This window comes from Mobilisporobacter senegalensis (assembly GCF_003752155.1).
Lineage (GTDB): Bacteria > Bacillota > Clostridia > Lachnospirales > Lachnospiraceae > Mobilisporobacter > Mobilisporobacter senegalensis.
On sequence record NZ_RJVG01000011.1, the window covers coordinates 1 to 19642 of the forward strand.

A 19642-nucleotide genomic window follows, 5' to 3' on the forward strand; every position below is an offset into this window, starting at 1 on the left:
GGAAGTGTGGTAACACATGGAGCTGACTAATACTAATAGGTCGAGGGCTTGACCTAAGATACTTGACGAGTTGCGAGCGTAAGCGAAGCAAGAGTCTAGTATTTAGGTCGTTCGATTGAACGTAGTGAAATCGAACTTCCAATAGGATAAGTTCAGGATAGAAAGAATAGATGGAATTCAAACAGTGTGTAGTTTTTAAGGTATATAGAATAAGGAAGGTCTATCACTTGCTTAATGCAGGTGGTAGCCCTTCCTTTTTTCTGATTACCAGGATATTATTAATCAATAACTGAAGTTATTTATAATTAATTACGTTATTCTTGACCTATGTATATTCAATTACAATCCAATTTTAAGAAAGAATAAAGCAGAGAATATTTATTCCTCTGCTTCTCCTTCTTCTACAATTTCTTCTAGAACGCTGATTAAATCATGAACTGAATTCAATTGTACATCTCTTTCCAATATTACATTTTTTAAGTCTATGGAAAGAGACTCAAATTTATCTTTGATTGCTGGAGCCACATATGTCATATTATCACCTCAATAATAGTTTTACCAAAATGTTTTATTACATACATAGAATACCTAATCATAACATAAATATTATTCTGTTTTCATATTATTTAACTATAGTCAGTATTTCTATTAATGAGGAGGCTTCATGGAATTTCAGGAGAGTCAAACATATAAAAATTTGCAAAATTTATATCTAATGAAGTTGATTACAGGAGCAAAATATCAAATATATGCAGATAAAGCAAGAGATGATGGATATATACAGATAGGCAATATATTTGATGTTACAGCCGGAAATGAGATAGAACATGCTATTATTTGGCTAAGAAGATTAAATAATGGAGTATTACCAAATACACTCACCAATTTATTGGAGTCTTCCCAAAGTGATATAAACTTAGTAGAACTGCAGCAAGAATATGCTAATGTTGCAAGTACAGAAGGATTTGAAGACATAGCATCCTTATTATATGGTATTGCCAATATTGATATGAATCATGATCTCCGTTTTAGAACATTGGCTGAGAACGTACAAAATAATGAGGTTTTTTGTAAAGAAGAAACTACTTTATGGGTGTGTACAGTTTGCGGTAATATTATGGGAGGAGATTGCGCACCTGAAATATGTCCGATATGTGGATATCCTCAAGCCTATTATCAGACATTTACAGAAAGATTTTAAAATTAATAGATATAATAAGGTGTCTAGATTCGGATATAAATTAGACACCTTATTTTTGTTTTTAATAATCATATTGATAAGGTAGATAGATAAAAACTTAACTAATATAATTTTTAAAATAGTATTGACAATTCAAACAATTTATTGTACTATGGTTAGGCAGTATCAATTAAATATGCATAGGGGTATAGTTCAGTTGGTAGAATAACGGTCTCCAAAACCGCAGGTCGTGGGTTCAAGTCCTACTGCCCCTGTTATAAGTCCAGTAAAGTCAATATATTTGATATTACTGGATTTTTTACATTCTTAATTTATCCATTATGGGAGCGAATTAAAAGAGTGATGGAATATATCTATAGTCTGCCTTTTGATGCAAATTACTTAAAATTCAGGAAAAATTTTTATAATTTCGTACTGTGAATTTATAACTAACCACATTTGTGTAAAATAACTCATTATGTTCCAAATCGCAGCTCCTTGTATTCCGTATTCTGGAATAAAACTCATTAATGCATCAATGCTTCTTGCGTCTTTAAACCATACCATATAATGGACAGGTTCGCCGGAGACATAATTGGTATATTCATAATATGGAGCTTGGGAATATTCATCAAACAAAATAGGCACACCAGCCTGGAGTGCTAATTCAATTGCAGCATCTGTATTCAGAGAATTTGCTCTTGAAACGCCTATTATATACGGACGCTGCCATTGGTATCCTATGGTTGATATTCCGGTTTCTATTTTATAACGTGGAATCATAGTAATAGCATAATCAAGAATTGCTCTGGTCAGATATGCAGGAGTTGAAGCAGAAGGAGGCCCTACTGCGTATCCCCATCCATATGACAAAAGTAAAATACCATCTGCTACCTGACCAAATGTAGTATAATCCAATTTTTCAAATGTTACTTCATTTGTACTTATGACAATTTTAGGAGATATTGTAATGAATAATAGATATCCTTCCTCTTTTAAACGATAGGACAGTCTGGTAATAAAATTGTCATAAGCCTGCTGATTCTCTTGATTTAAGTTTACCACAGAGAAATTTAATCCATAATATTCTTTTGTTCTTAGAATTGTAAGTATATTCTCAATATGCCTGGTCAGGATATCTTCGTTATACAATATGCTGTTTAATGCCCCTATATCGCTCGTACCCTGGTACGTTAAGGTAGATAGTGACATGATTGGAGCAACTCCATAGGCCCTTGCAATTTGTATCACTTCGGTTTCATCATTTCCTACAATTTCTCCATCCTCCAAGGATCTGTAATTAAAGATTGTCAGATATGTTAGATAGGGTAAAGTTTTCCTAAGGATATCTCTGTTTATAAAGGGATAAGCAAATGCATTAATTGAGACTCTATTCTGAGTATCATAACTAATAACGAGTAATTCTCCTTCATAAATAACGTCTCTGCCTGAAAGAAATGGATTATTTCTAAGTAATTGCATTATAGGTACTCCGTATGAATTAGCAATACTTTGTAATGAATCCCCTTCTCGTACGATATAAACTTGTTCGGGATATGTAATCACAATAGTTTGGCCGATAACTAAATTGTCGGGATTAATTAATCCATTGTCTTCAACTAATCTTGTTACAGATACATTGTATTGTTCAGCTATAGTGTAAATAGTTTCTCCAGGTTGAACTACATGTATAGTCATGGACAGCCTCAATTCATTATTTTATTTCATTTTATTATATGTTTCAGAATCCTTATTATTCAATAAATACTGCATAATATAAATTCCATAAATAGACACGTTGGAGCAATCCCTGAGGTTGCTACATCCTTTAAATTTCCATTTAATAAAAAATCCCCGACAAATTCAGGGGATTTTTTACAAAGGCTCATTATTTAGTTATAATTGTATTGAGATTATAGTATTAATTATTCACCTCCAGGACCATCACGACGTTCGCGCTTATCAGGATTGGCTTTCATTTGGTTTGTTTTGTTACTTATCTGACTTCCGGAACTCTTAGAATTTGTCTGGTTTTGATTTGTAGATTTACTTGTAGCATTATTTTTGTTATTGTTCTTCATATAATTCTCCTCGTATTATAAAGTAGTAGTGTTTATAGTCCCTCTCCAAGGACTGTATGCTATACTGTTGGAGATACTGTGGATTGGTTAAATTCTCCTACCACTAGATGGTTACAGAAAGGCTCCAACCACAGTCTCTTTGTATATTTGTTAATCAGTTAGATACCGCATGACGGTTTATTTAGAACGAGGTTACAATCGCAAAGAGTACCAGTGGTTCCAAACAGTATCAAATACATTTTCAAAGGAGTATTGCTATGATATATGCAGGAATTGATGTTGCCAAGGATAAGCATGATTGCTTTATCACTAACTCAGATGGTGAAGTGCTTTTTAAAGCATTTACCATTCCCAATAACCGAGATGGTTTTGATGCATTCTATCAGAAGATTACAGCCGTTACCGATGATTTAGCTAAAGTAAAAGTAGGGCTTGAAGCCACTGGACACTACAGTTATAACATCTTGGGTTTTCTTCTTGATAAAGGTCTGACCACCTTTGTTATCAACCCGTTACATACCAGTCTTTTCAGAAAAAGTCTAAGCCTTAGAAAGACCAAAACGGATAAAGTTGATTCCCATACGATTGCTACCATGCTTATGTCTGACGTGAACTTAAAGTCCTACTCAGACACATCTTATCACAATGAGGAATTGAAGTCACTAACCCGTTATCGTTTTGATAAGGTAAAAGAACGGGCAAAACTAAAATCCTCTGTTTCTCGTCTTATTACCATCCTTTTTCCGGAACTGGAGAAGCTCGTTCCAACACTCCACATGGCGTCTGTTTATGCGCTTCTAACCGAGCTGCCAAGTGCTGCTGATATCGCATCGGTTCATTTGACCCGGCTGACAAATCTCTTGGCTACCGCTTCAAAAGGTCGTTATGACAAAGATACTGCCATTCGCTTCAAGGAAGCTGCCAGAACCTCTATCGGCTCTCATATGCCGGCAAAGTCCTTGGAACTAAAGCATACCATCAAACTGATTCAGGAACTCACCTCCGAGATTGATGAAATTGAAGCAGAAATCAAAGCCATAATGGATGAAATTAACTCACCAATCCTTGGTATTCCCGGTATCAACTACCGCATGGGTGCTATGATTATTGCTGAAATCGGTGATTTTGGCAGGTTTGATTCCCCTGATAAGATACTTGCCTACGCAGGACTTTCCCCATCCACATATCAATCAGGACAGCTTGATGGGTGTTATTCCCACATGGAGAAACGTGGCTCTAGATATCTTCGCTATGCATTATTTAATGCCACTAAATTTGTCTGCCACTGGGATTCGACTTTTGCCTCTTATCTTGCCAAGAAACGAGCAGAAGGTAAGCATTATAACGTTGCCATTTCCCATGCCGCAAAGAAACTGGTCAGAGTAATTTACCAACTTGAAAAATCAGGGCAACTCTACATCAAAGCAGTTTAGTCTTTCTGTTCAAATATCTCCCTCTTGGGCACCTGTAAAGATGCTCTGTTTATCATGCAGTTTTCAAAGTACTACTATATCTGAAATGCATCACTGCAATTCATACAAAAAACTTTCTTTTTAGACTTGACTTTTAATAGTTAGTCTTTCTTTTTGTAGTATTAGTAAAATTTAACATTATATACATATGATATCATTTAATTTATTCAAAAATATCATCTTTCATTGGTTCTTTTATTTTTATATATACACTTAGTTTATTGTTAGCATCACAGGTTGCTAAGAAAACTTCCGAAGGATTGGAAACACCATAAATATGAAGCTGGCTATTTAGCCACTTTTCATCATTTCCCGTATGTTTCAAATTCTTTCTATGAATTTTACCATCCATAATAACATTTGCAACCATATTATCCTGCATAGGGGATAAATTAAGGTCCTGGGGTGTCACAGGCCGATCAGTTGATATTGGGAGAAAACTAATTTTACCATTGGATTCTAAAATAGCGGTTTGTATTTTTGAGACATCAAAATAACCACTGTTTCTGCATCTGGTCAAAAATTCGTCTAAATCTATCCTGGCATGCTTTAAATTCTTATAATATAGCTTTCCGTTGTTCAGAAGAATAATTGGTTTGCCTGAGATAAATCTGCGTAAAAAAGCTGATTTTTCATTAATTTCTGAAATTAAAATTACTACTATGGTATAAACAATCATTGCTGTGAGAGGTTTTGCAAATTCTTCTAATGAGGTAGCCATCTCAGCAGCAATTGAGCCTATTGTAATACCATTAATATAATCAAACATACTAAGCTGAGACATCTGTCTATAACCCATAAATTTAGAAAGGATAAACAAAACAACAATTGAACTAAATGAAGTTATTATAATCTTAATAATTTCCATCATATAGATGCCTCCTAATAATTTCAGTCACATATATGGTTTAGGATATACAGCTTAATTGAAATTATACATTTTCTAAGAGAAAGTTGGCAAAATTATGTTTGACTATAAATCCATATTTTGAAATATTGACGAATATTTAAATTCATGATATAACTACAATGTTGTCATAATGACAAAATAATACACGATTGTAACAAATATTGAAATTAGTGTATATTGTTATTAATATAGCTAATTTAGAAGGAAGTGATAGCATGGATTTAAGACAGGACATTAAACTAGGTGCACCTGAAGAAGTAAGAGATTTTGTAAGTGCGGCAGCAAAATGCGCATTTGATGTTGATATTAGCTATAATCGATTTATTATTGATGCTAAATCATTATTGGGAGTTCTTAGTATGGATTTAACTAAGATATTAACTGTATCCTGCATGGGATATGATTGTCAATTTGAGCAAACATTAAACAAATACGCAGTTTAAATAGATATCAGTTGATAGATCTAAGCAGAAGTGGCTTCATATTAAATGGAGCCATTTTTTATTGCTATTTTAGAATAATTTAAGATTGATTATAAAAAATAATATTGAAAAACAATGTTTAACACGGTATACTTGTAATGTTAAGTTTATTTATTGATGAAATGGTGAATTATAACATTGAAGATCAAGTGAAAGGTTGTCATCAGATAAATAACACATGAGTGGCACATGTGAGCAGAAAATGGAGATAGTATGTATAAATTAATAAACAAAGACGGTAATGCAAAACGTGGTGAGTTTAAAACTGTTCATGGTACAATTCAAACACCAGTATTTATGAATGTTGGAACAGCAGCAGCAATTAAGGGCGCAGTTTCAACTATGGATTTACATGAGATAAAAACACAAGTGGAATTATCCAATACGTATCATTTACATGTAAGACCAGGGGATAAGGTAATTAAGCAACTAGGCGGTCTTCATAAGTTCATGGTATGGGATAAGCCAATACTAACAGATTCCGGTGGATTTCAAGTATTTTCCCTTGCTAAGTTAAGAAAAATCAAAGAAGAGGGAGTTTATTTCAACTCTCATATAGATGGTCGTAAAATATTTATGGGACCGGAAGAAAGTATGCAGATTCAATCACATCTTGCTTCTACCATAGCTATGGCATTTGATGAATGTCCACCTCATCCTGCAACAAGAGAATATATGCAAAATTCTGTTGATCGGACAACCAGATGGTTAAAACGTTGTAAGATAGAAATGAATCGATTAAATTCATTAGATGATACTATTAATAAGAATCAGATGCTATTTGGTATTAACCAGGGTGGGACTTTTGAAGATATAAGAATTGAACATGCGAAAAAAATATCTGATTTAGAATTGGACGGATATGCTCTCGGAGGGTTGGCTGTCGGTGAATCTCATGAGGAGATGTATCATATTATTGAGAAGACGATTCCCTATCTGCCATTAGAAAAACCTACTTATTTAATGGGAGTTGGAACTCCTGAGAATATTTTAGAGGCTGTGGAAAGAGGCGTTGATTTCTTTGATTGTGTATATCCTGCAAGAAATGGACGTCATGGACATGCTTATACGAACAAAGGAAAGATGAATCTATTAAATGCAAAATATGAACTGGATTCTGGGCCAATCGAAGAGAATTGTGGCTGCCCGGCATGTAAACACTATAGCAGGGCTTATATAAGACATTTACTTAAAGCAAAAGAAATGTTAGGATTAAGACTACTAGTAATGCATAATTTATATTTTTATAATACAATGATGGAAGAGATACGGGATGCAATTGAAAAGAATTGCTATCAGGAATATAAGAAGGTTAAATTAGAAGGATTTAAAGAATACAATTCAAAGAGTTAGTTATAAAAGATAAGTAGTCCGATTCTATCGGTATACTATATATGAATATATTATTAGGAGGATTTAACAATGAACGCATTACCATTTTTAGCGCAGACAACAACATCAGGTGGTGGACTTGCATTAACAATTGGCTATCTAGTAGTTATGGTTGGTTTATTTTATTTCTTAGCAATCAGACCTCAGAAAAAGAAACAAAAAGCTCATGATATTATGTTAACTACCATTTCTGCAGGAGATAGTGTATTAACTAGCAGTGGTTTCTATGGTGTCATCATTGATGTTATGGAAGAGGTTGTCATTGTAGAATTTGGAAACAACAAGAATTGCAGAATTCCTATGAAAAAAGATGCAATTGTTGAAATAGAAAAACCTGAAACAGCTGCAAATTAATGAATGGGCTGTCGTAAAATGTTAATCTATAACATTCATTATAGAATATGTGTTTTGCGGCAGCCAATTTTTATAAAGAAGGAGAGGAATATTATGTCAATATTAGTTACTGGAGGAGCTGGATACATAGGAAGTCACACTTGTGTTGAACTGTTAAATGCAGGCTATGACGTAGTTGTAGTAGATAACTTATATAATTCCAGTGAAAAATCACTTCAAAGAGTACAAGAGATTACAGGAAAAAGCTTAACATTTTATGAAGCAGATTTATTAGACAAAGATGCTATAGAGTATATCTTTGATACGGAAGTAATTGATTCAGTAATACATTTTGCCGGCTTGAAAGCAGTAGGGGAATCTGTAGCAAAACCACTTGAATATTATCATAATAATGTAACCGGGACCTTGATTCTATGTGATGTAATGAGAAGACATGGTGTTAAGGAAATCGTATTTAGCTCATCTGCAACTGTTTATGGTAGTCCTGAAACGGTGCCTATTAAGGAAGATTTTCCTCTATCTGTCACAAATCCATATGGACGTACAAAATTAATGCTGGAAGAAATTTTAAGAGATCTGGCAGTGGCTGATCCTGAGTGGAATATTATATTACTTCGCTATTTCAATCCAATTGGTGCTCATGAAAGTGGAAAAATTGGCGAAAATCCAAAAGGTATCCCTAATAATTTATTACCTTATATCACTCAGGTTGCTATTGGTAAATTGGATTGCCTTGGTGTATTTGGCGATGACTATGACACACCGGATGGAAGTGGAGTTCGTGATTATATTCATGTAGTTGATTTAGCAATTGGTCATGTAAAAGCAATTGAAAAATTAAACGAGAAAAAAGGTGTTTTAACTTATAACCTGGGAACAGGAGTAGGATATAGCGTCCTTGAGGTAATTAAAGCATTTGAAGAAGCATCTGATAAAAAGATAAATTATCAAATTAAGCCCCGCAGACCAGGCGATATTTCGACCTGCTATGCAGATGCTACAAAAGCCAAAGAAGAATTACATTGGGAAGCAACGAAAGATCTTTCTGATATGTGCAGTGATTCCTGGAGATGGCAAAAAAATAATCCAAATGGATATGATGATTAAGTAAGATTTATAGAGGCGATTTCTTTTAGAAGGAATCGTCTTTTTTACGTTAAGGCAGCGGTTTCCATGGACTGAGGGTAATAGTACAGCCTTGGTGTGGGTTATACGCCATATTAATTATTATCTTAATTTTTTCTTACATTCATGTAATTTTTTGGAATAATGTTGGAAATTGGAAAAATGTATGGTAAAATGTTGGTTAGAAAATGTAGGAGGGGCATTATGTTAAGGATTGCTATTTGTGATGACGACAATTTTGTATGTAGTCAATTAGAAGAAATATTACTTAATTTAGGGGAAGCATATTTGGAAAAACTTGATATTGATATATTTTACTCGGGGATGGAGTTAGATAAATCAATTCAGAATGGAGAATCTTATGATCTCATATTTCTGGATATCGAGATGGAACATATGAATGGAGTTGAGTTTGGAACGAAACTTAGAAATGAATATGAAAATGAGATAACTCTGATCATATACATTTCCAGCATGGAAAATTATGCAATGCAATTGTTTCAGGCAAGGCCAATGGATTTTATTATAAAACCACTTAATTATGAAAAAATATCAAAAGTATTTGAAACAGCTTTAAGGTTAATCCTTAAGGATAATGAGGTCTTCCAGTATCAGACGGGACATACAGTATGTAAAGCACCTTTAAAAGATATATTATATTTTGAAAGTGTAAATCGAAAAATCAATATAATTACTACCAGGAGAAAAGATATATTTTATGGAATTTTGAATGATATTTATAAGAATTTGCAAGCTTATAATTTTATTTATATACATAAATCGTTTTTAGTAAATTACAATCATATCGTAAAATTCGAATATAGGCAAGTGACTATGTCTGATAACAGGATATTGCCTATTAGCCAGCAGAATAGAAAGGCAGTGCGATCACTCCAATTAAGAATAGAGAGGAATAAATAGTATGCAGCATCAAGAACTTTACAGTTTTGTGTATTTAATATCCAATATTTTTGGTACCTATACAATATATAAATTTATGGGAATATTTTTTGAACAGAAAGAAACCAATAAAAAGATTGAATTTGTTTCATATATTGGCTATTTTTCAATAGTAAGCACAGTTTATTTATATTTAAATATACCAATTGCTAATATGCTTTGCAATGTATTATTATTTTTAGGGCTGACCTTTAATTATAAAGGTTCTGTTAAGACAAGGCTCTTATCAACCATAATAATGTATACGATTCTTATGTCTGTAGAAAGTATCTTTGTTTTTCTATCAGGTTTATTTAAAGATGTAGATTACTCTTCAAATAGTGGATATTCATCTATTGTGGGATTAGTTACAATAAAGATGGTTTCATATGTAGTAGTATTAATAATGGGTAATTTAAAAAATGTAAAACGTAACATTGATATACCGATTACATTCTGGCTTTCTATATTTTTCATACCGATTGGTTCTTTGTATATCACCTATGCAATTATTGAATTAAGTTATGGAAAAAGGAATATGCAATTACTAATTAGCATAATAATACTTTTCACCATAAATATACTTGTTTTTTATTTATATGATGTATTATTAAAAGAATATGAAAATAGAATAGAGAGATTATTGTTAAAGCAACAAAATGAATATTACATAAAACAATTTGAGCTTATGGACCAATCCTGGAAAGGTACGAGAGCACAGAGGCATGATTTAAAGAATCATCTACTGGCGTTACAGGGATATTTAGAAAAAGATAATATAAAGAAAGCGGTAGATTATATCCGGCAATTGGTGGAATCTACCACTTTTGAAAAAGAGATTGCACGTTCCGGGAATGTGGACGTGGACAGTATCTTAAATTACAAGATCAATGAGGCCAAGAACAAAGGCATTGAGGTGATTCTCAAACTGGAGATTCCAATGTATCTGAATATAAGATCTGTTGATATGGTTGTTATATTGGGAAACCTATTGGATAATGCCATTGATGCCACAAGTAAATTACAAAAGGACAAAAGAATTAAAATTGAATTGATTTATAAAAAGAATGTTCTATTTATCAGTGAAAGAAATACTTTTAACGGATATGTGGCAACAGAAGGAACGAATCTTTTAACTACCCATAAGGATAAGGATAATCACGGAATTGGCTTGAATAATATACAAAAAGTTCTTAAAGCTTATGACGGGGAAATGGAGATCAGTTATACTGGGCACGAATTTTGTACAGATATTCTAGTATACGATTGTTAAGAAGCAAGAAAAAAATCTTTTTATTACAAAAAAAGTTTAAATTTCTACAAAAACATATGTTAATTTCAACACATTCTCGCACAAGTTCCGTTCCTGTGATATTATACCAAATATCGAATGCTGATAGAAAAACGAGAGGAGGAATTTAGCTATGAAGAAATTACAAAATAAAAGTGGTGCTATTATTGCTAACATGGCAAAAGCAGTTACAACTATGAATGTAAATAGTGCTTGTATGTGTTTTGCTCATCAGCCAAAATTGCCAGAAACAGCTAAAAAACTTAGAAAATTCTAATGTTTTCTAAGCTTTCAGGTAATATTGCGGAACAACTTATTGAAAATGGAACGGTTGATGTAGAGAATAAAGAAATATATGTATATGGTATTGAGCAGCTATTTATTCTTATAATGAATATTGTGACTACATTAATAATAGGATTATGCTTTGGTATGCTTTGGCAAAGTATTATATTCATGCTAATTTACTTGCCGTTACGCTCTTTTGCAGGAGGATATCATGCAAGTACAGTTCTAAGATGTTATGTAGTTGGAATAATCTTAAGTGTAATCTTTCTTTCGATTAATAAGTGTATTCCGGATGCGAGTACCATTATTATAGCAATGACTGTAATTGCAAGCCTAATTATACTATTACTTGCACCAGTAGAAACCAGTAATAAACCTTTGGACCAATTAGAGCTATCCATGTACAAAAAAAGGACAAGAATTATACTACTTAGTGATATCTGTATTATTACAATATTATTAGCGTTCGATTTGAATAGTATAGCCTTATGTATTGGAGTAGCTCTAATGGTTTTAAGTTTCATGGTTGTTTTAGGAAAAAGAATCAATAGTAAAATTATAAATTAACATTTTACTATATTGCTAACAAAAGATGAATGGTCCAGCAGAAGCAAAACTTATCACACAGGTAAATTGGCTTGGGATAGGTATAAGTGGAACAGAATGGTTAAAACTACATGTTGGGAATGATAGGGCATGGTCATCAGAAAATTAATTGATATTACTAATTATTTAATAGGGATAGTTGTAGCTTTATTTATATTATCCTTTGTATGGTTTATAGGTATAAATAAATCGCTAACAAGTCCTGGAAGTTATGACATAAGAATATTGGGATATCTAATGATTATATTTCTATCTCTAATATTAATCAGGTTTATTTTAGTTAGAATATCAAAAAAATAACATTAACTTAAGAGGAGCTCAATCTATAAAGGAAAGAGCTTCTTTTAAATGCTAAAATATTAGATAACGGAATTTATGAAGGGCTTCTACTGAATCTAAAAAGAAAGAAACACTCTTTTTTCTGAGTATGCAGAAATAACATTTTTATTTTAATTAAAGAACTGATATATGGCATTTTAATTTCTCTAACAACGGATTTATTATGATATAGAGGATATAATCTTTCCGAGAGCTTATTATATGGAAGTAGTAATACAAGTCGAGATATAGCACACGATATTAATACTTATGGAGATTCTAGTGTCAGAGTGGGATATAATAACATTAAAATTTCAGCAGTATCTGGAAACTCAGTTAATTTGGGTGGAGCATCACAAGTTGTATAGCGTTAAGAAATTATTAATAATGTTAGTGAGGAACGGATTATGGAAGTAACTATTTGCGATATTTTTTGCTATAGTACGGAATTTGATTTAAAACTAATTGGAGATATATTCAAAAATAGTTATAAGAGTGATGAATCAATTTTCAAATTATCTGGTGTAAATCTTCATTTATATAGAGAAATAGATAAATCATTTAAATTCAAGGCAGATACTGAGTGTGATGGATTAATTGAGGATTTGCATAAAGATAATAAAAAAGTGGGAGCATTTCTTGATGAAAATGGATACATTATTGCATTTGTTGGATACAAATTAAAGGCAACAGACAAATCTGGTTTATAAAAAAGTTTTGATTAAAAGGCAGTTAAGCAAGCATTTAGGCGTAGCTGCCTTATTTTCTTATATTACAGCAACTACGCGAAGTGACCTAATTTTATTTTTCCATCTGTATACTTGATTTTAGACCAACCACTTGAATTCGAAGCAATTTTTGATACTTTGGAACCATAAGTTGTTGTTTTTAGGGTTTTAGAAGATTCAATCGCCTTTTGCTTGAGTTCAATATATGGTTTGTTAATATAGCGAATCACACTACCTGCTGTTGAAATATTAAAACTGTTTTTCTGACCTTTTTTGGTGGGAGAGAAATTATTTTTATACCTATGACCGTTATTTTACAGATGATGAAACATTCGTTTAGTTATTTTATTCAGAAACTCGTCTTTGATCTTCTAATTTCTCAAGCAAAGAATATGGTATTTTAAGATTTCCCTTACCAATGCCCAATTCAATCAATGGTTTTACAGTACCATGATAATCAGATCCACCAGTCATTAATAAGTTATATTTGTTGGCAAACTTTTTCACATAGGCCTCATCAAAACCTGTATTCATAGAATAGAAGGTTTCAATTCCAACTAATCCGTCTTCTTTTAAAGTTTGAATCAGCTCTTCCAGTTCTGCGTCTGAGAATTTATATAATAGTGGATGAGCGAGAACAGGGATTCCTCCTGCCATCTTTATAAGGTCAATTCCCTCTTTAGGGGTAAGATATTCTCTAGGCACATAATAAGGGCCATCTGAGGATAAGTATTTTTGAAAAGCTTCCTGATTCGTCTTAACAACTCCTATTTTAACTAAATACTTAGCAAAATGGGCTCTTGTAATCACCGCATTTTTATCTGAATGTCTCAATTTCCCGATGGATATATCAATACCGGCATTCGCAAGATTGTTGGCCATTTTTTCATTTCTTTGTTCACGTTCTTCTTTAATATCATTAAGGATTCTGGAGAATATATCATTCTTATAATCTATAAATAGACCAAGCATATGAATGTCTTTCCCTTTATAGGCTACGGATAATTCAATTCCCGGAATAACCACAACCTTTTTCCCTTGTTTTTCAAAATTTTCTGCAGCAGAAATTGCTTCTTCAATTCCCTGAATAGTATCGTGATCTGTTAATGCAAATGCGGATAATCCCAACGAGATCGCTTTTGCTACTAATTCAGATGGGGTATCGGTTCCGTCAGATGCATTGGAATGAACATGAAGATCAATATATTTCATTGTATTCTACCTCCTATCTGATTAGAAGATCATGAACAAGTCCATGACCTTCTTGTATTCGCCAAATGCTTCGCGCCTGGCTCGTTGCCTTCATTATAACATAAATTATTATATTTGGGACCAATAGTTTTTAAGCAGGCATACATCTTATGCTTACAGACCTATGACAGTTAAGTGGAATCTTTGTTCAAACTAGGAATACATCCATGTTTTTTACAATATACTTATAATATGAATTCAGAAAAAATCAAATAGGTATTGATTTTAGCATAAAGAATATGGAGGTGGGTTATGAATAAAATGGCACTTAAAAAGTCTAAAGTCTTCTACATCATCAGAGCACTATTATTCTCGTATATACTTACGATAATTATTCTGCTTATATTGTCTTTATTAGTTTATAAGGCAGATATATCCAGTGGAACAATTCGTATTGGAATTATTCTGTCATACATACTCTCAACATTCTTAGGTGGCCTCATTATAGGTAAAGGTGTTGGAGAAAAGAAATATCTTTGGGGAATGGGAGTTGGAATTTTATATTTTTTACTTATATTAATCGTTTCAATCGTTCTTAATAAGAGTAATTTTAGTGGAAGTGCTAGTATGATTACCGTTTTTATTATGTGTACTCTGGGAGGTACCCTGGGAGGTATGTTAAGCTAGGCTTATACTAATGAAAAAACTCTTTAAATATATGCTAAGATATGGTATACTATCCTAAGCTTATGAAGTAAAGGAGGCAATCAAATGAAACATATTAAGACTTTAAATACTAGAAATTTAAAAGAATCTATGAAAAAAGGCGGTTGCGGTGAGTGCCAAACATCTTGCCAATCAGCTTGTAAGACATCCTGTACAGTAGGAAATCAAAGCTGTGAAAACAATAACTAATACATAAGCAGCGACATTCAGTCGCTGCTTATTCCTTGTAATAATAGATATTGGGAGTTTCCCAATAATCAGACTGAAAGGAGTATTACAGTGATACACCAATATAAAAATAACGGATATAATATTGTTCTGGATGTGAACAGTGGAATGATACATATTGTAGATGAATTAGTATATGATATTATCTCATTATATGAAAGCCATGATGTAGATACCATTATAGAAAAGATGATGGACAAGTATAGTATTCCAGAAAATGCTGGTCTGCTTGAGGACCCAATCAGTAAAGAACTTATTCTTGAAGGAATTGATGAAATAAGGCAGTTAAAAGAGGATGGAAGTCTTTTTACCGAAGATATTTACCAGAACTATATCTCAGAATTTAAAAATCGAGAGACAGTTGTTAAAGCACTGTGTCTGCATATTGCCCATGATTGTAATCTGGCATGTAAATATTGTTTTGCAGAAGAAGGGGAATATCATGGAAGACGTGCAATAATGAGCTATGAAGTCGGCAAAAAAGCCCTTGATTTCTTAATTGTTAATTCAGGGAAAAGACGCAACCTGGAAGTTGATTTCTTTGGTGGAGAACCATTGATGAATTTTCAGGTGGTTAGGGATTTAGTGAAGTATGGCAGAGAACAGGAAAAGATACATGATAAACATTTTCGCTTTACATTAACAACGAATGGATTATTATTGAATGATGATATCATAGCATTTGCCAATGAAGAGATGGACAATGTGGTTTTAAGTATTGATGGAAGAAAAGAAATCCATGACCATATGAGACCATCAAGGAATGGAAAAGGCAGCTATGATATTATACTACCTAAGTTTATTAAATTAGCTGAAAGCCGCAATCAGTCAAGATATTATGTGAGAGGAACATTTACCCGTAATAATCTTGATTTCTCAGAAGATGTAATTCATTTAGCAGAGCTTGGATTTAAACAGATTTCTATGGAACCAGTAGTTTCATTACCAGAAGAACCTTACGCAATTACAGAAGAAGATATTCCTGTAATTTGTGAAGAATATGATAAATTAGCAGAATATATGATTCAAAGCAAAAAGGAAGGAAGAAGCTTTAATTTCTTCCATTTTATGCTTGACCTTAGTGGGGGGCCATGTGTCGCAAAAAGATTATCAGGCTGTGGAACCGGAACAGAATATCTTGCAGTTACTCCTTGGGGAGATATTTATCCATGCCATCAATTTGTGGGAGAAGAAGAATATTTATTAGGAAATGTTGATGATGGGATAAAAAGAGACGATCTCGTGGAGGGATTTAAACATTGCAATGTATATTCAAAGGATAATTGTAAGGATTGCTTTGCAAGATATTACTGCAGTGGTGGATGCGCTGCAAACTCTTATAAATTCCATAATAATATTAACGATACATATGATATTGGATGTGAACTTCAAAGAAAACGTGTCGAATGTTCTATTATGTTAAAGGCAGCAGAACTAGATGGAGAAGAATGATGAATAGGAAAAGAGGTTTTCTTTCTCTTGCCGGTGTGGTTATTGTAATGATTAGTCTCATTATAATTGTCATGATTGGAATTGGAGAAGACCATCTGGGAAGCATGAGAAATATTCATCTGGGGCTTGACTTAGCAGGTGGTGTAAGTGTTACCTATGAAGCGGTTGAAGCTGGAGCAACGAAAGAGCAGATGGATGACACTGTATATAAGATTCAGAAGCGGGTACAGGATCTGAATACGGAATCTGCGGTATATAAAGAAGGTCTTAATCGTATTAATGTTGATATCCCGGGAATTTCAAATGCAAATCAGATTTTGTCCAGATTAGGAAATGCTGGTTCTATACAATTTACAGATGAAAATGGTAATTTGATCATTGATGGTTCGGATATTGCAACTGCAAAACCACAAATTTTACAGAGTAATTTTGGCACCGAATATATTGTAGAATTAACATTAAATCAATCCGGGAAAATAAAATTCGGGAAAGCCACAAAAGAAAATATAGGAAAGACTATTTCGATCATTTATGATGGGGAAGTAATATATAGCCCTAAAGTAGAAGATGAAATTACAATGGGACAGGCACAAATATCAGGACAGGAGTCTTTTGAAGAGGCAGAAAAACTGGCATCATCCATACGTATAGGTGCATTGCCCCTTGAATTAAAAGAGATACGATCCAATGTAGTTGGAGCGAAACTTGGTTCACAAGCAGTGACAACAAGCCTGACTGCAGGATTCTACCATTGTTATTTTTGATAGGATTCGTGAGAACATGAAAGCTGGAATGAATAAACAATCATTAGAAGATATAGTGGATACAAGTATAACTCAAACTTTAAGAAGAAGTATTCATACATCATTTACTACATTCATTACTGTATTTTTATTATACGTATTAGGAGTAGAATCTATTAAAGACTTTGCTTTTCCATTAATGACAGGAATAGTATTTGGTGCATATTCTTCTATTTGCATTGCGGGAACCTTATGGTATCTGTTAAAAACAAGGTTTATCAAAAAGAAGATTAGATAGGAAAGCTATGGAAAAATGGTTTATTAAAAATAAAAAGGCAGATTTTTCTCTCATTGCAAAACAATTTGGAATCAGTGAAGTGCTGTCCAGATTAATTATTAATCGAGGGATTAAAAATAATGAAGAATTGGAAGCATATCTTAATCCGGATTATTCTAAGATGCACAATCCGCTGTTATTAAAGGATGTGAATTTATCTGCGGATATATTAATAAAGAAGATTCAGAACGGATCTAAAATACGTATCGTTGGAGATTATGATGTAGACGGTGTAATATCTACTTATCTCTTAAAAACAGCATTAGACAGGTGTGATGCAAATGTGGATTATGAGATTCCGGATCGTGTAAAAGATGGGTACGGAATAAACAAGTCTATTATTGAAAAGGCACATAACGATCAGGTGGATACGATCATTACCTGTGATAATGGAATTGCTGCCATAGATCAAATTGAATATGCAAAGTCCCTTGGAATCACAGTAATTATTACGGATCACCACGATATCCCCTTTTCCATGGAAGCAGATAAAAAGGTATATCATGTTCCGGATGCAGATGCTGTAATTAATCCAAAACAAATGGATTGTGAATATCCATTTAAATGCATTTGCGGTGCTGCCGTTGCCTATAAATTAATCGAGGTATTATACGATAAAATGTATATACCTAGTGGTGAAGCCAGAAATCTATTAGAATTTGTGGCAATTGCCACAGTATGTGACGTAATGGATCTGGTTGATGAGAACCGGGTGATTGTTAAGATTGGACTTGAGAAGATGAAAAAGTCTGAAAATCTGGGATTAAAGGCGTTGATTCGGGAAAATCAATTAGAGGAACATCAGATAAATACATACCACCTGGGATTTATTATCGGACCTTGCATAAATGCTTCCGGACGTTTGGAAAGTGCTAAACTTGGACTCAGAATGTTATTGTCTTCATCAAAAGAAGAAGCAGCTGCATATGCAAGGCAGTTAAAGAAACTTAATGATGAGCGAAAAGAAATGACAAATCAGGGTGTTCTTAATGCAATTAATATAATAGAAGAAAGTAATATGAAAGAAGATAAGATTTTCGTTGTATATTTAGAAGACTGTCATGAAAGTATCGCCGGGATTATTGCTGGCAGGATTAAAGAAAAATATAATAAACCAACGATTATTTTAACGAAAGGTGAAGAAGGAGCAAAAGGTTCTGCCAGGTCTATTGAAGAATATAATATGTTCGAGGAATTAAACCGCTGCAAGTCATTATTAACAAAATTCGGGGGACATCCTATGGCAGCAGGATTATCCATGGATGAGGAGAATATTGATTTATTAAGGCGACAATTAAACCATAACACAACTTTAACTGAGAATGACTTGGCTCGCAAAATATCATTTGATATGGTGTTACCTTTTTATGAAGTTAATATACCTTTAATTGAAGAATTTAATAAGTTAGAGCCTTTTGGAAAAGGGAATGGAAAGCCCTTATTTGCCCTTAAGGATATAAAAATAATAAAAGGTATAAAATTAGGACAGAATAAAAATGTAATAAAATTATCGGTATATCACAAGGAAAATCCAGGAAGACAATATACTGCCATGCTTTTCTCAGATACTGCTGCCTTTGAAGAAAATATAATTTTTATCTATGGTCAGGAACAATTGGATAAGTTATATGAAGGGCATAATAATAATATCAGTATGGATATGATTTATTATCCGGATATCAACGAATATAACGGATATCAAAATATTCAATTTGTAATACAAAATTATAGATTTTTACAATAAATGATGTTATAATATGTGTTTGTGAGAAACATAAAGTTTGGGCAACTATAAATAC

Annotated in this window: 22 protein-coding genes and 1 tRNA gene; 18 read left to right on the plus strand and 5 right to left on the minus strand. The window is 32.9% G+C overall.

The genetic code is table 11. The features are described from left to right. Positions 1-378: 378 nt before the first annotated feature. The gene (locus EDD66_RS18510; RefSeq protein WP_170164380.1) at positions 379-534 is read right to left on the minus strand and encodes a hypothetical protein; all 156 of its coding nucleotides are present in this window, start codon (positions 532-534) and stop codon (positions 379-381) included. 130 nt (positions 535-664) lie between these two features. Between EDD66_RS18510 and EDD66_RS14950 the strand changes: the two genes are divergently transcribed. Further along, positions 665-1201: a rubrerythrin family protein gene (locus EDD66_RS14950; RefSeq protein ID WP_123610391.1), complete on the plus strand. Its 537-nt coding sequence runs from the start codon at positions 665-667 to the stop codon at positions 1199-1201. Positions 1202-1382: 181 nt separating this feature from the next. Further along, positions 1383-1455 (plus strand) — tRNA-Trp (locus EDD66_RS14955). Between the two features lie 127 nt (positions 1456-1582). Here EDD66_RS14955 and EDD66_RS14960 read toward each other — a convergent pair. Then, positions 1583-2878: a LysM peptidoglycan-binding domain-containing protein gene (locus EDD66_RS14960; protein ID WP_123610392.1), complete on the minus strand. Its 1296-nt coding sequence runs from the start codon at positions 2876-2878 to the stop codon at positions 1583-1585. 227 nt (positions 2879-3105) lie between these two features. Next, complete coding sequence (locus EDD66_RS18515; RefSeq protein WP_170164381.1) at positions 3106-3261, minus strand: hypothetical protein; 156 nt, start codon at positions 3259-3261, stop codon at positions 3106-3108. 257 nt (positions 3262-3518) lie between these two features. Between EDD66_RS18515 and EDD66_RS14965 the strand changes: the two genes are divergently transcribed. After that, positions 3519-4694 carry an IS110 family RNA-guided transposase gene (locus EDD66_RS14965; RefSeq protein ID WP_123610393.1) on the plus strand — a complete coding sequence of 392 codons (1176 nt, stop codon included), beginning with the start codon at positions 3519-3521 and terminating at the stop codon, positions 4692-4694. Positions 4695-4896: 202 nt separating this feature from the next. On the opposite strand, the gene EDD66_RS14970 is transcribed toward EDD66_RS14965, so the two are convergent. Next, complete coding sequence (locus EDD66_RS14970) at positions 4897-5604, minus strand: DUF421 domain-containing protein (RefSeq protein ID WP_330511319.1); 708 nt, start codon at positions 5602-5604, stop codon at positions 4897-4899. Between the two features lie 254 nt (positions 5605-5858). Between EDD66_RS14970 and EDD66_RS14975 the strand changes: the two genes are divergently transcribed. The 9 genes from EDD66_RS14975 to EDD66_RS15015 all read left to right on the plus strand — a co-directional run bounded on the left by EDD66_RS14975 (position 5859) and on the right by EDD66_RS15015 (position 13148). Then, entirely contained in the window at positions 5859-6086 is a 228-nt protein-coding gene (locus EDD66_RS14975) for an HPr family phosphocarrier protein (protein ID WP_123610394.1), read from the plus strand. Positions 6087-6338: 252 nt separating this feature from the next. Beyond that, entirely contained in the window at positions 6339-7478 is a 1140-nt protein-coding gene (gene tgt / locus EDD66_RS14980; RefSeq protein ID WP_123610395.1) for a tRNA guanosine(34) transglycosylase Tgt, read from the plus strand. A 69-nt stretch (positions 7479-7547) separates the two neighbouring features. Beyond that, positions 7548-7871, plus strand: a complete 324-nt coding sequence (gene yajC, locus EDD66_RS14985) for a preprotein translocase subunit YajC (protein WP_123610396.1) — start codon at positions 7548-7550, stop codon at positions 7869-7871. A gap of 93 nt (positions 7872-7964) precedes the next feature. Beyond that, positions 7965-8978 (plus strand): UDP-glucose 4-epimerase GalE, encoded by a 1014-nt coding sequence (gene galE, locus EDD66_RS14990; RefSeq protein WP_123610397.1) that lies wholly within the window; start codon positions 7965-7967, stop codon positions 8976-8978. A 222-nt stretch (positions 8979-9200) separates the two neighbouring features. After that, on the plus strand, positions 9201-9917 hold the full coding sequence (locus tag EDD66_RS14995; RefSeq protein ID WP_170164382.1) for a LytR/AlgR family response regulator transcription factor: 717 nt from the start codon (positions 9201-9203) through the stop codon (positions 9915-9917). Position 9918: 1 nt separating this feature from the next. Further along, positions 9919-11208: a sensor histidine kinase gene (locus tag EDD66_RS15000; RefSeq protein ID WP_123610399.1), complete on the plus strand. Its 1290-nt coding sequence runs from the start codon at positions 9919-9921 to the stop codon at positions 11206-11208. Positions 11209-11359: 151 nt separating this feature from the next. Then, positions 11360-11503 carry a cyclic lactone autoinducer peptide gene (locus EDD66_RS15005; protein ID WP_123610400.1) on the plus strand — a complete coding sequence of 48 codons (144 nt, stop codon included), beginning with the start codon at positions 11360-11362 and terminating at the stop codon, positions 11501-11503. Further along, positions 11503-12081, plus strand: coding sequence for an accessory gene regulator ArgB-like protein (locus EDD66_RS15010; RefSeq protein ID WP_123610401.1), 579 nt, complete (start codon positions 11503-11505; stop codon positions 12079-12081). Before EDD66_RS15005 ends, EDD66_RS15010 begins: the two co-directional genes overlap by 1 nt. Before the next feature lie 764 nt (positions 12082-12845). After that, the gene (locus EDD66_RS15015; protein ID WP_123610402.1) at positions 12846-13148 is read left to right on the plus strand and encodes a hypothetical protein; all 303 of its coding nucleotides are present in this window, start codon (positions 12846-12848) and stop codon (positions 13146-13148) included. Positions 13149-13511: 363 nt separating this feature from the next. On the opposite strand, the gene EDD66_RS15020 is transcribed toward EDD66_RS15015, so the two are convergent. After that, positions 13512-14378 carry a PHP domain-containing protein gene (locus EDD66_RS15020; protein ID WP_123610403.1) on the minus strand — a complete coding sequence of 289 codons (867 nt, stop codon included), beginning with the start codon at positions 14376-14378 and terminating at the stop codon, positions 13512-13514. A gap of 291 nt (positions 14379-14669) precedes the next feature. Between EDD66_RS15020 and EDD66_RS15025 the strand changes: the two genes are divergently transcribed. The 6 genes from EDD66_RS15025 (at position 14670) to recJ (ending at position 19587) form a co-directional block, all read left to right on the plus strand. Further along, the gene (locus EDD66_RS15025) at positions 14670-15044 is read left to right on the plus strand and encodes a TIGR04086 family membrane protein (protein WP_123610404.1); all 375 of its coding nucleotides are present in this window, start codon (positions 14670-14672) and stop codon (positions 15042-15044) included. 84 nt (positions 15045-15128) lie between these two features. Further along, positions 15129-15272, plus strand: coding sequence for a six-cysteine ranthipeptide SCIFF (scfA, locus tag EDD66_RS15030; protein WP_123610405.1), 144 nt, complete (start codon positions 15129-15131; stop codon positions 15270-15272). Positions 15273-15362: 90 nt separating this feature from the next. After that, positions 15363-16763, plus strand: coding sequence for a thioether cross-link-forming SCIFF peptide maturase (gene scfB / locus EDD66_RS15035; protein WP_123610406.1), 1401 nt, complete (start codon positions 15363-15365; stop codon positions 16761-16763). Further along, positions 16763-17527 (plus strand): preprotein translocase subunit SecD, encoded by a 765-nt coding sequence (locus tag EDD66_RS15040; RefSeq protein ID WP_123610407.1) that lies wholly within the window; start codon positions 16763-16765, stop codon positions 17525-17527. The genes scfB and EDD66_RS15040 overlap by 1 nt, the downstream gene beginning before the upstream one ends. Positions 17528-17543: 16 nt before the next feature. Next, positions 17544-17804, plus strand: a complete 261-nt coding sequence (locus tag EDD66_RS15045) for a hypothetical protein (protein WP_123610408.1) — start codon at positions 17544-17546, stop codon at positions 17802-17804. Between the two features lie 7 nt (positions 17805-17811). Continuing rightward, positions 17812-19587 carry a single-stranded-DNA-specific exonuclease RecJ gene (gene recJ, locus EDD66_RS15050; protein ID WP_123610409.1) on the plus strand — a complete coding sequence of 592 codons (1776 nt, stop codon included), beginning with the start codon at positions 17812-17814 and terminating at the stop codon, positions 19585-19587. The last annotated feature ends 55 nt before the right edge of the window (positions 19588-19642 follow it).

What these genes read in the sequence shown, in the direction of transcription:
- EDD66_RS18515 (WP_170164381.1), bottom strand. Translation starts at nt 3,261, where the DNA reads ATGAAGAACAATAACAAAAATAATGCTACAAGTAAATCTACAAATCAA.
- EDD66_RS15040 (WP_123610407.1), top strand. Translation starts at nt 16,763, where the DNA reads ATGAATAGGAAAAGAGGTTTTCTTTCTCTTGCCGGTGTGGTTATTGTA.
- EDD66_RS15020 (WP_123610403.1), bottom strand. Translation starts at nt 14,378, where the DNA reads ATGAAATATATTGATCTTCATGTTCATTCCAATGCATCTGACGGAACC.
- EDD66_RS14975 (WP_123610394.1), top strand. Translation starts at nt 5,859, where the DNA reads ATGGATTTAAGACAGGACATTAAACTAGGTGCACCTGAAGAAGTAAGA.
- EDD66_RS14960 (WP_123610392.1), bottom strand. Translation starts at nt 2,878, where the DNA reads ATGACTATACATGTAGTTCAACCTGGAGAAACTATTTACACTATAGCT.
- EDD66_RS15045 (WP_123610408.1), top strand. Translation starts at nt 17,544, where the DNA reads ATGAAAGCTGGAATGAATAAACAATCATTAGAAGATATAGTGGATACA.
- tgt (WP_123610395.1), top strand. Translation starts at nt 6,339, where the DNA reads ATGTATAAATTAATAAACAAAGACGGTAATGCAAAACGTGGTGAGTTT.
- EDD66_RS14965 (WP_123610393.1), top strand. Translation starts at nt 3,519, where the DNA reads ATGATATATGCAGGAATTGATGTTGCCAAGGATAAGCATGATTGCTTT.
- scfA (WP_123610405.1), top strand. Translation starts at nt 15,129, where the DNA reads ATGAAACATATTAAGACTTTAAATACTAGAAATTTAAAAGAATCTATG.
- EDD66_RS18510 (WP_170164380.1), bottom strand. Translation starts at nt 534, where the DNA reads ATGACATATGTGGCTCCAGCAATCAAAGATAAATTTGAGTCTCTTTCC.
- EDD66_RS14970 (WP_330511319.1), bottom strand. Translation starts at nt 5,604, where the DNA reads ATGATGGAAATTATTAAGATTATAATAACTTCATTTAGTTCAATTGTT.
- EDD66_RS14995 (WP_170164382.1), top strand. Translation starts at nt 9,201, where the DNA reads ATGTTAAGGATTGCTATTTGTGATGACGACAATTTTGTATGTAGTCAA.
- EDD66_RS15000 (WP_123610399.1), top strand. Translation starts at nt 9,919, where the DNA reads ATGCAGCATCAAGAACTTTACAGTTTTGTGTATTTAATATCCAATATT.
- EDD66_RS15010 (WP_123610401.1), top strand. Translation starts at nt 11,503, where the DNA reads ATGTTTTCTAAGCTTTCAGGTAATATTGCGGAACAACTTATTGAAAAT.
- galE (WP_123610397.1), top strand. Translation starts at nt 7,965, where the DNA reads ATGTCAATATTAGTTACTGGAGGAGCTGGATACATAGGAAGTCACACT.
- EDD66_RS15025 (WP_123610404.1), top strand. Translation starts at nt 14,670, where the DNA reads ATGAATAAAATGGCACTTAAAAAGTCTAAAGTCTTCTACATCATCAGA.
- EDD66_RS15005 (WP_123610400.1), top strand. Translation starts at nt 11,360, where the DNA reads ATGAAGAAATTACAAAATAAAAGTGGTGCTATTATTGCTAACATGGCA.
- EDD66_RS15015 (WP_123610402.1), top strand. Translation starts at nt 12,846, where the DNA reads ATGGAAGTAACTATTTGCGATATTTTTTGCTATAGTACGGAATTTGAT.
- EDD66_RS14950 (WP_123610391.1), top strand. Translation starts at nt 665, where the DNA reads ATGGAATTTCAGGAGAGTCAAACATATAAAAATTTGCAAAATTTATAT.
- recJ (WP_123610409.1), top strand. Translation starts at nt 17,812, where the DNA reads ATGGAAAAATGGTTTATTAAAAATAAAAAGGCAGATTTTTCTCTCATT.
- yajC (WP_123610396.1), top strand. Translation starts at nt 7,548, where the DNA reads ATGAACGCATTACCATTTTTAGCGCAGACAACAACATCAGGTGGTGGA.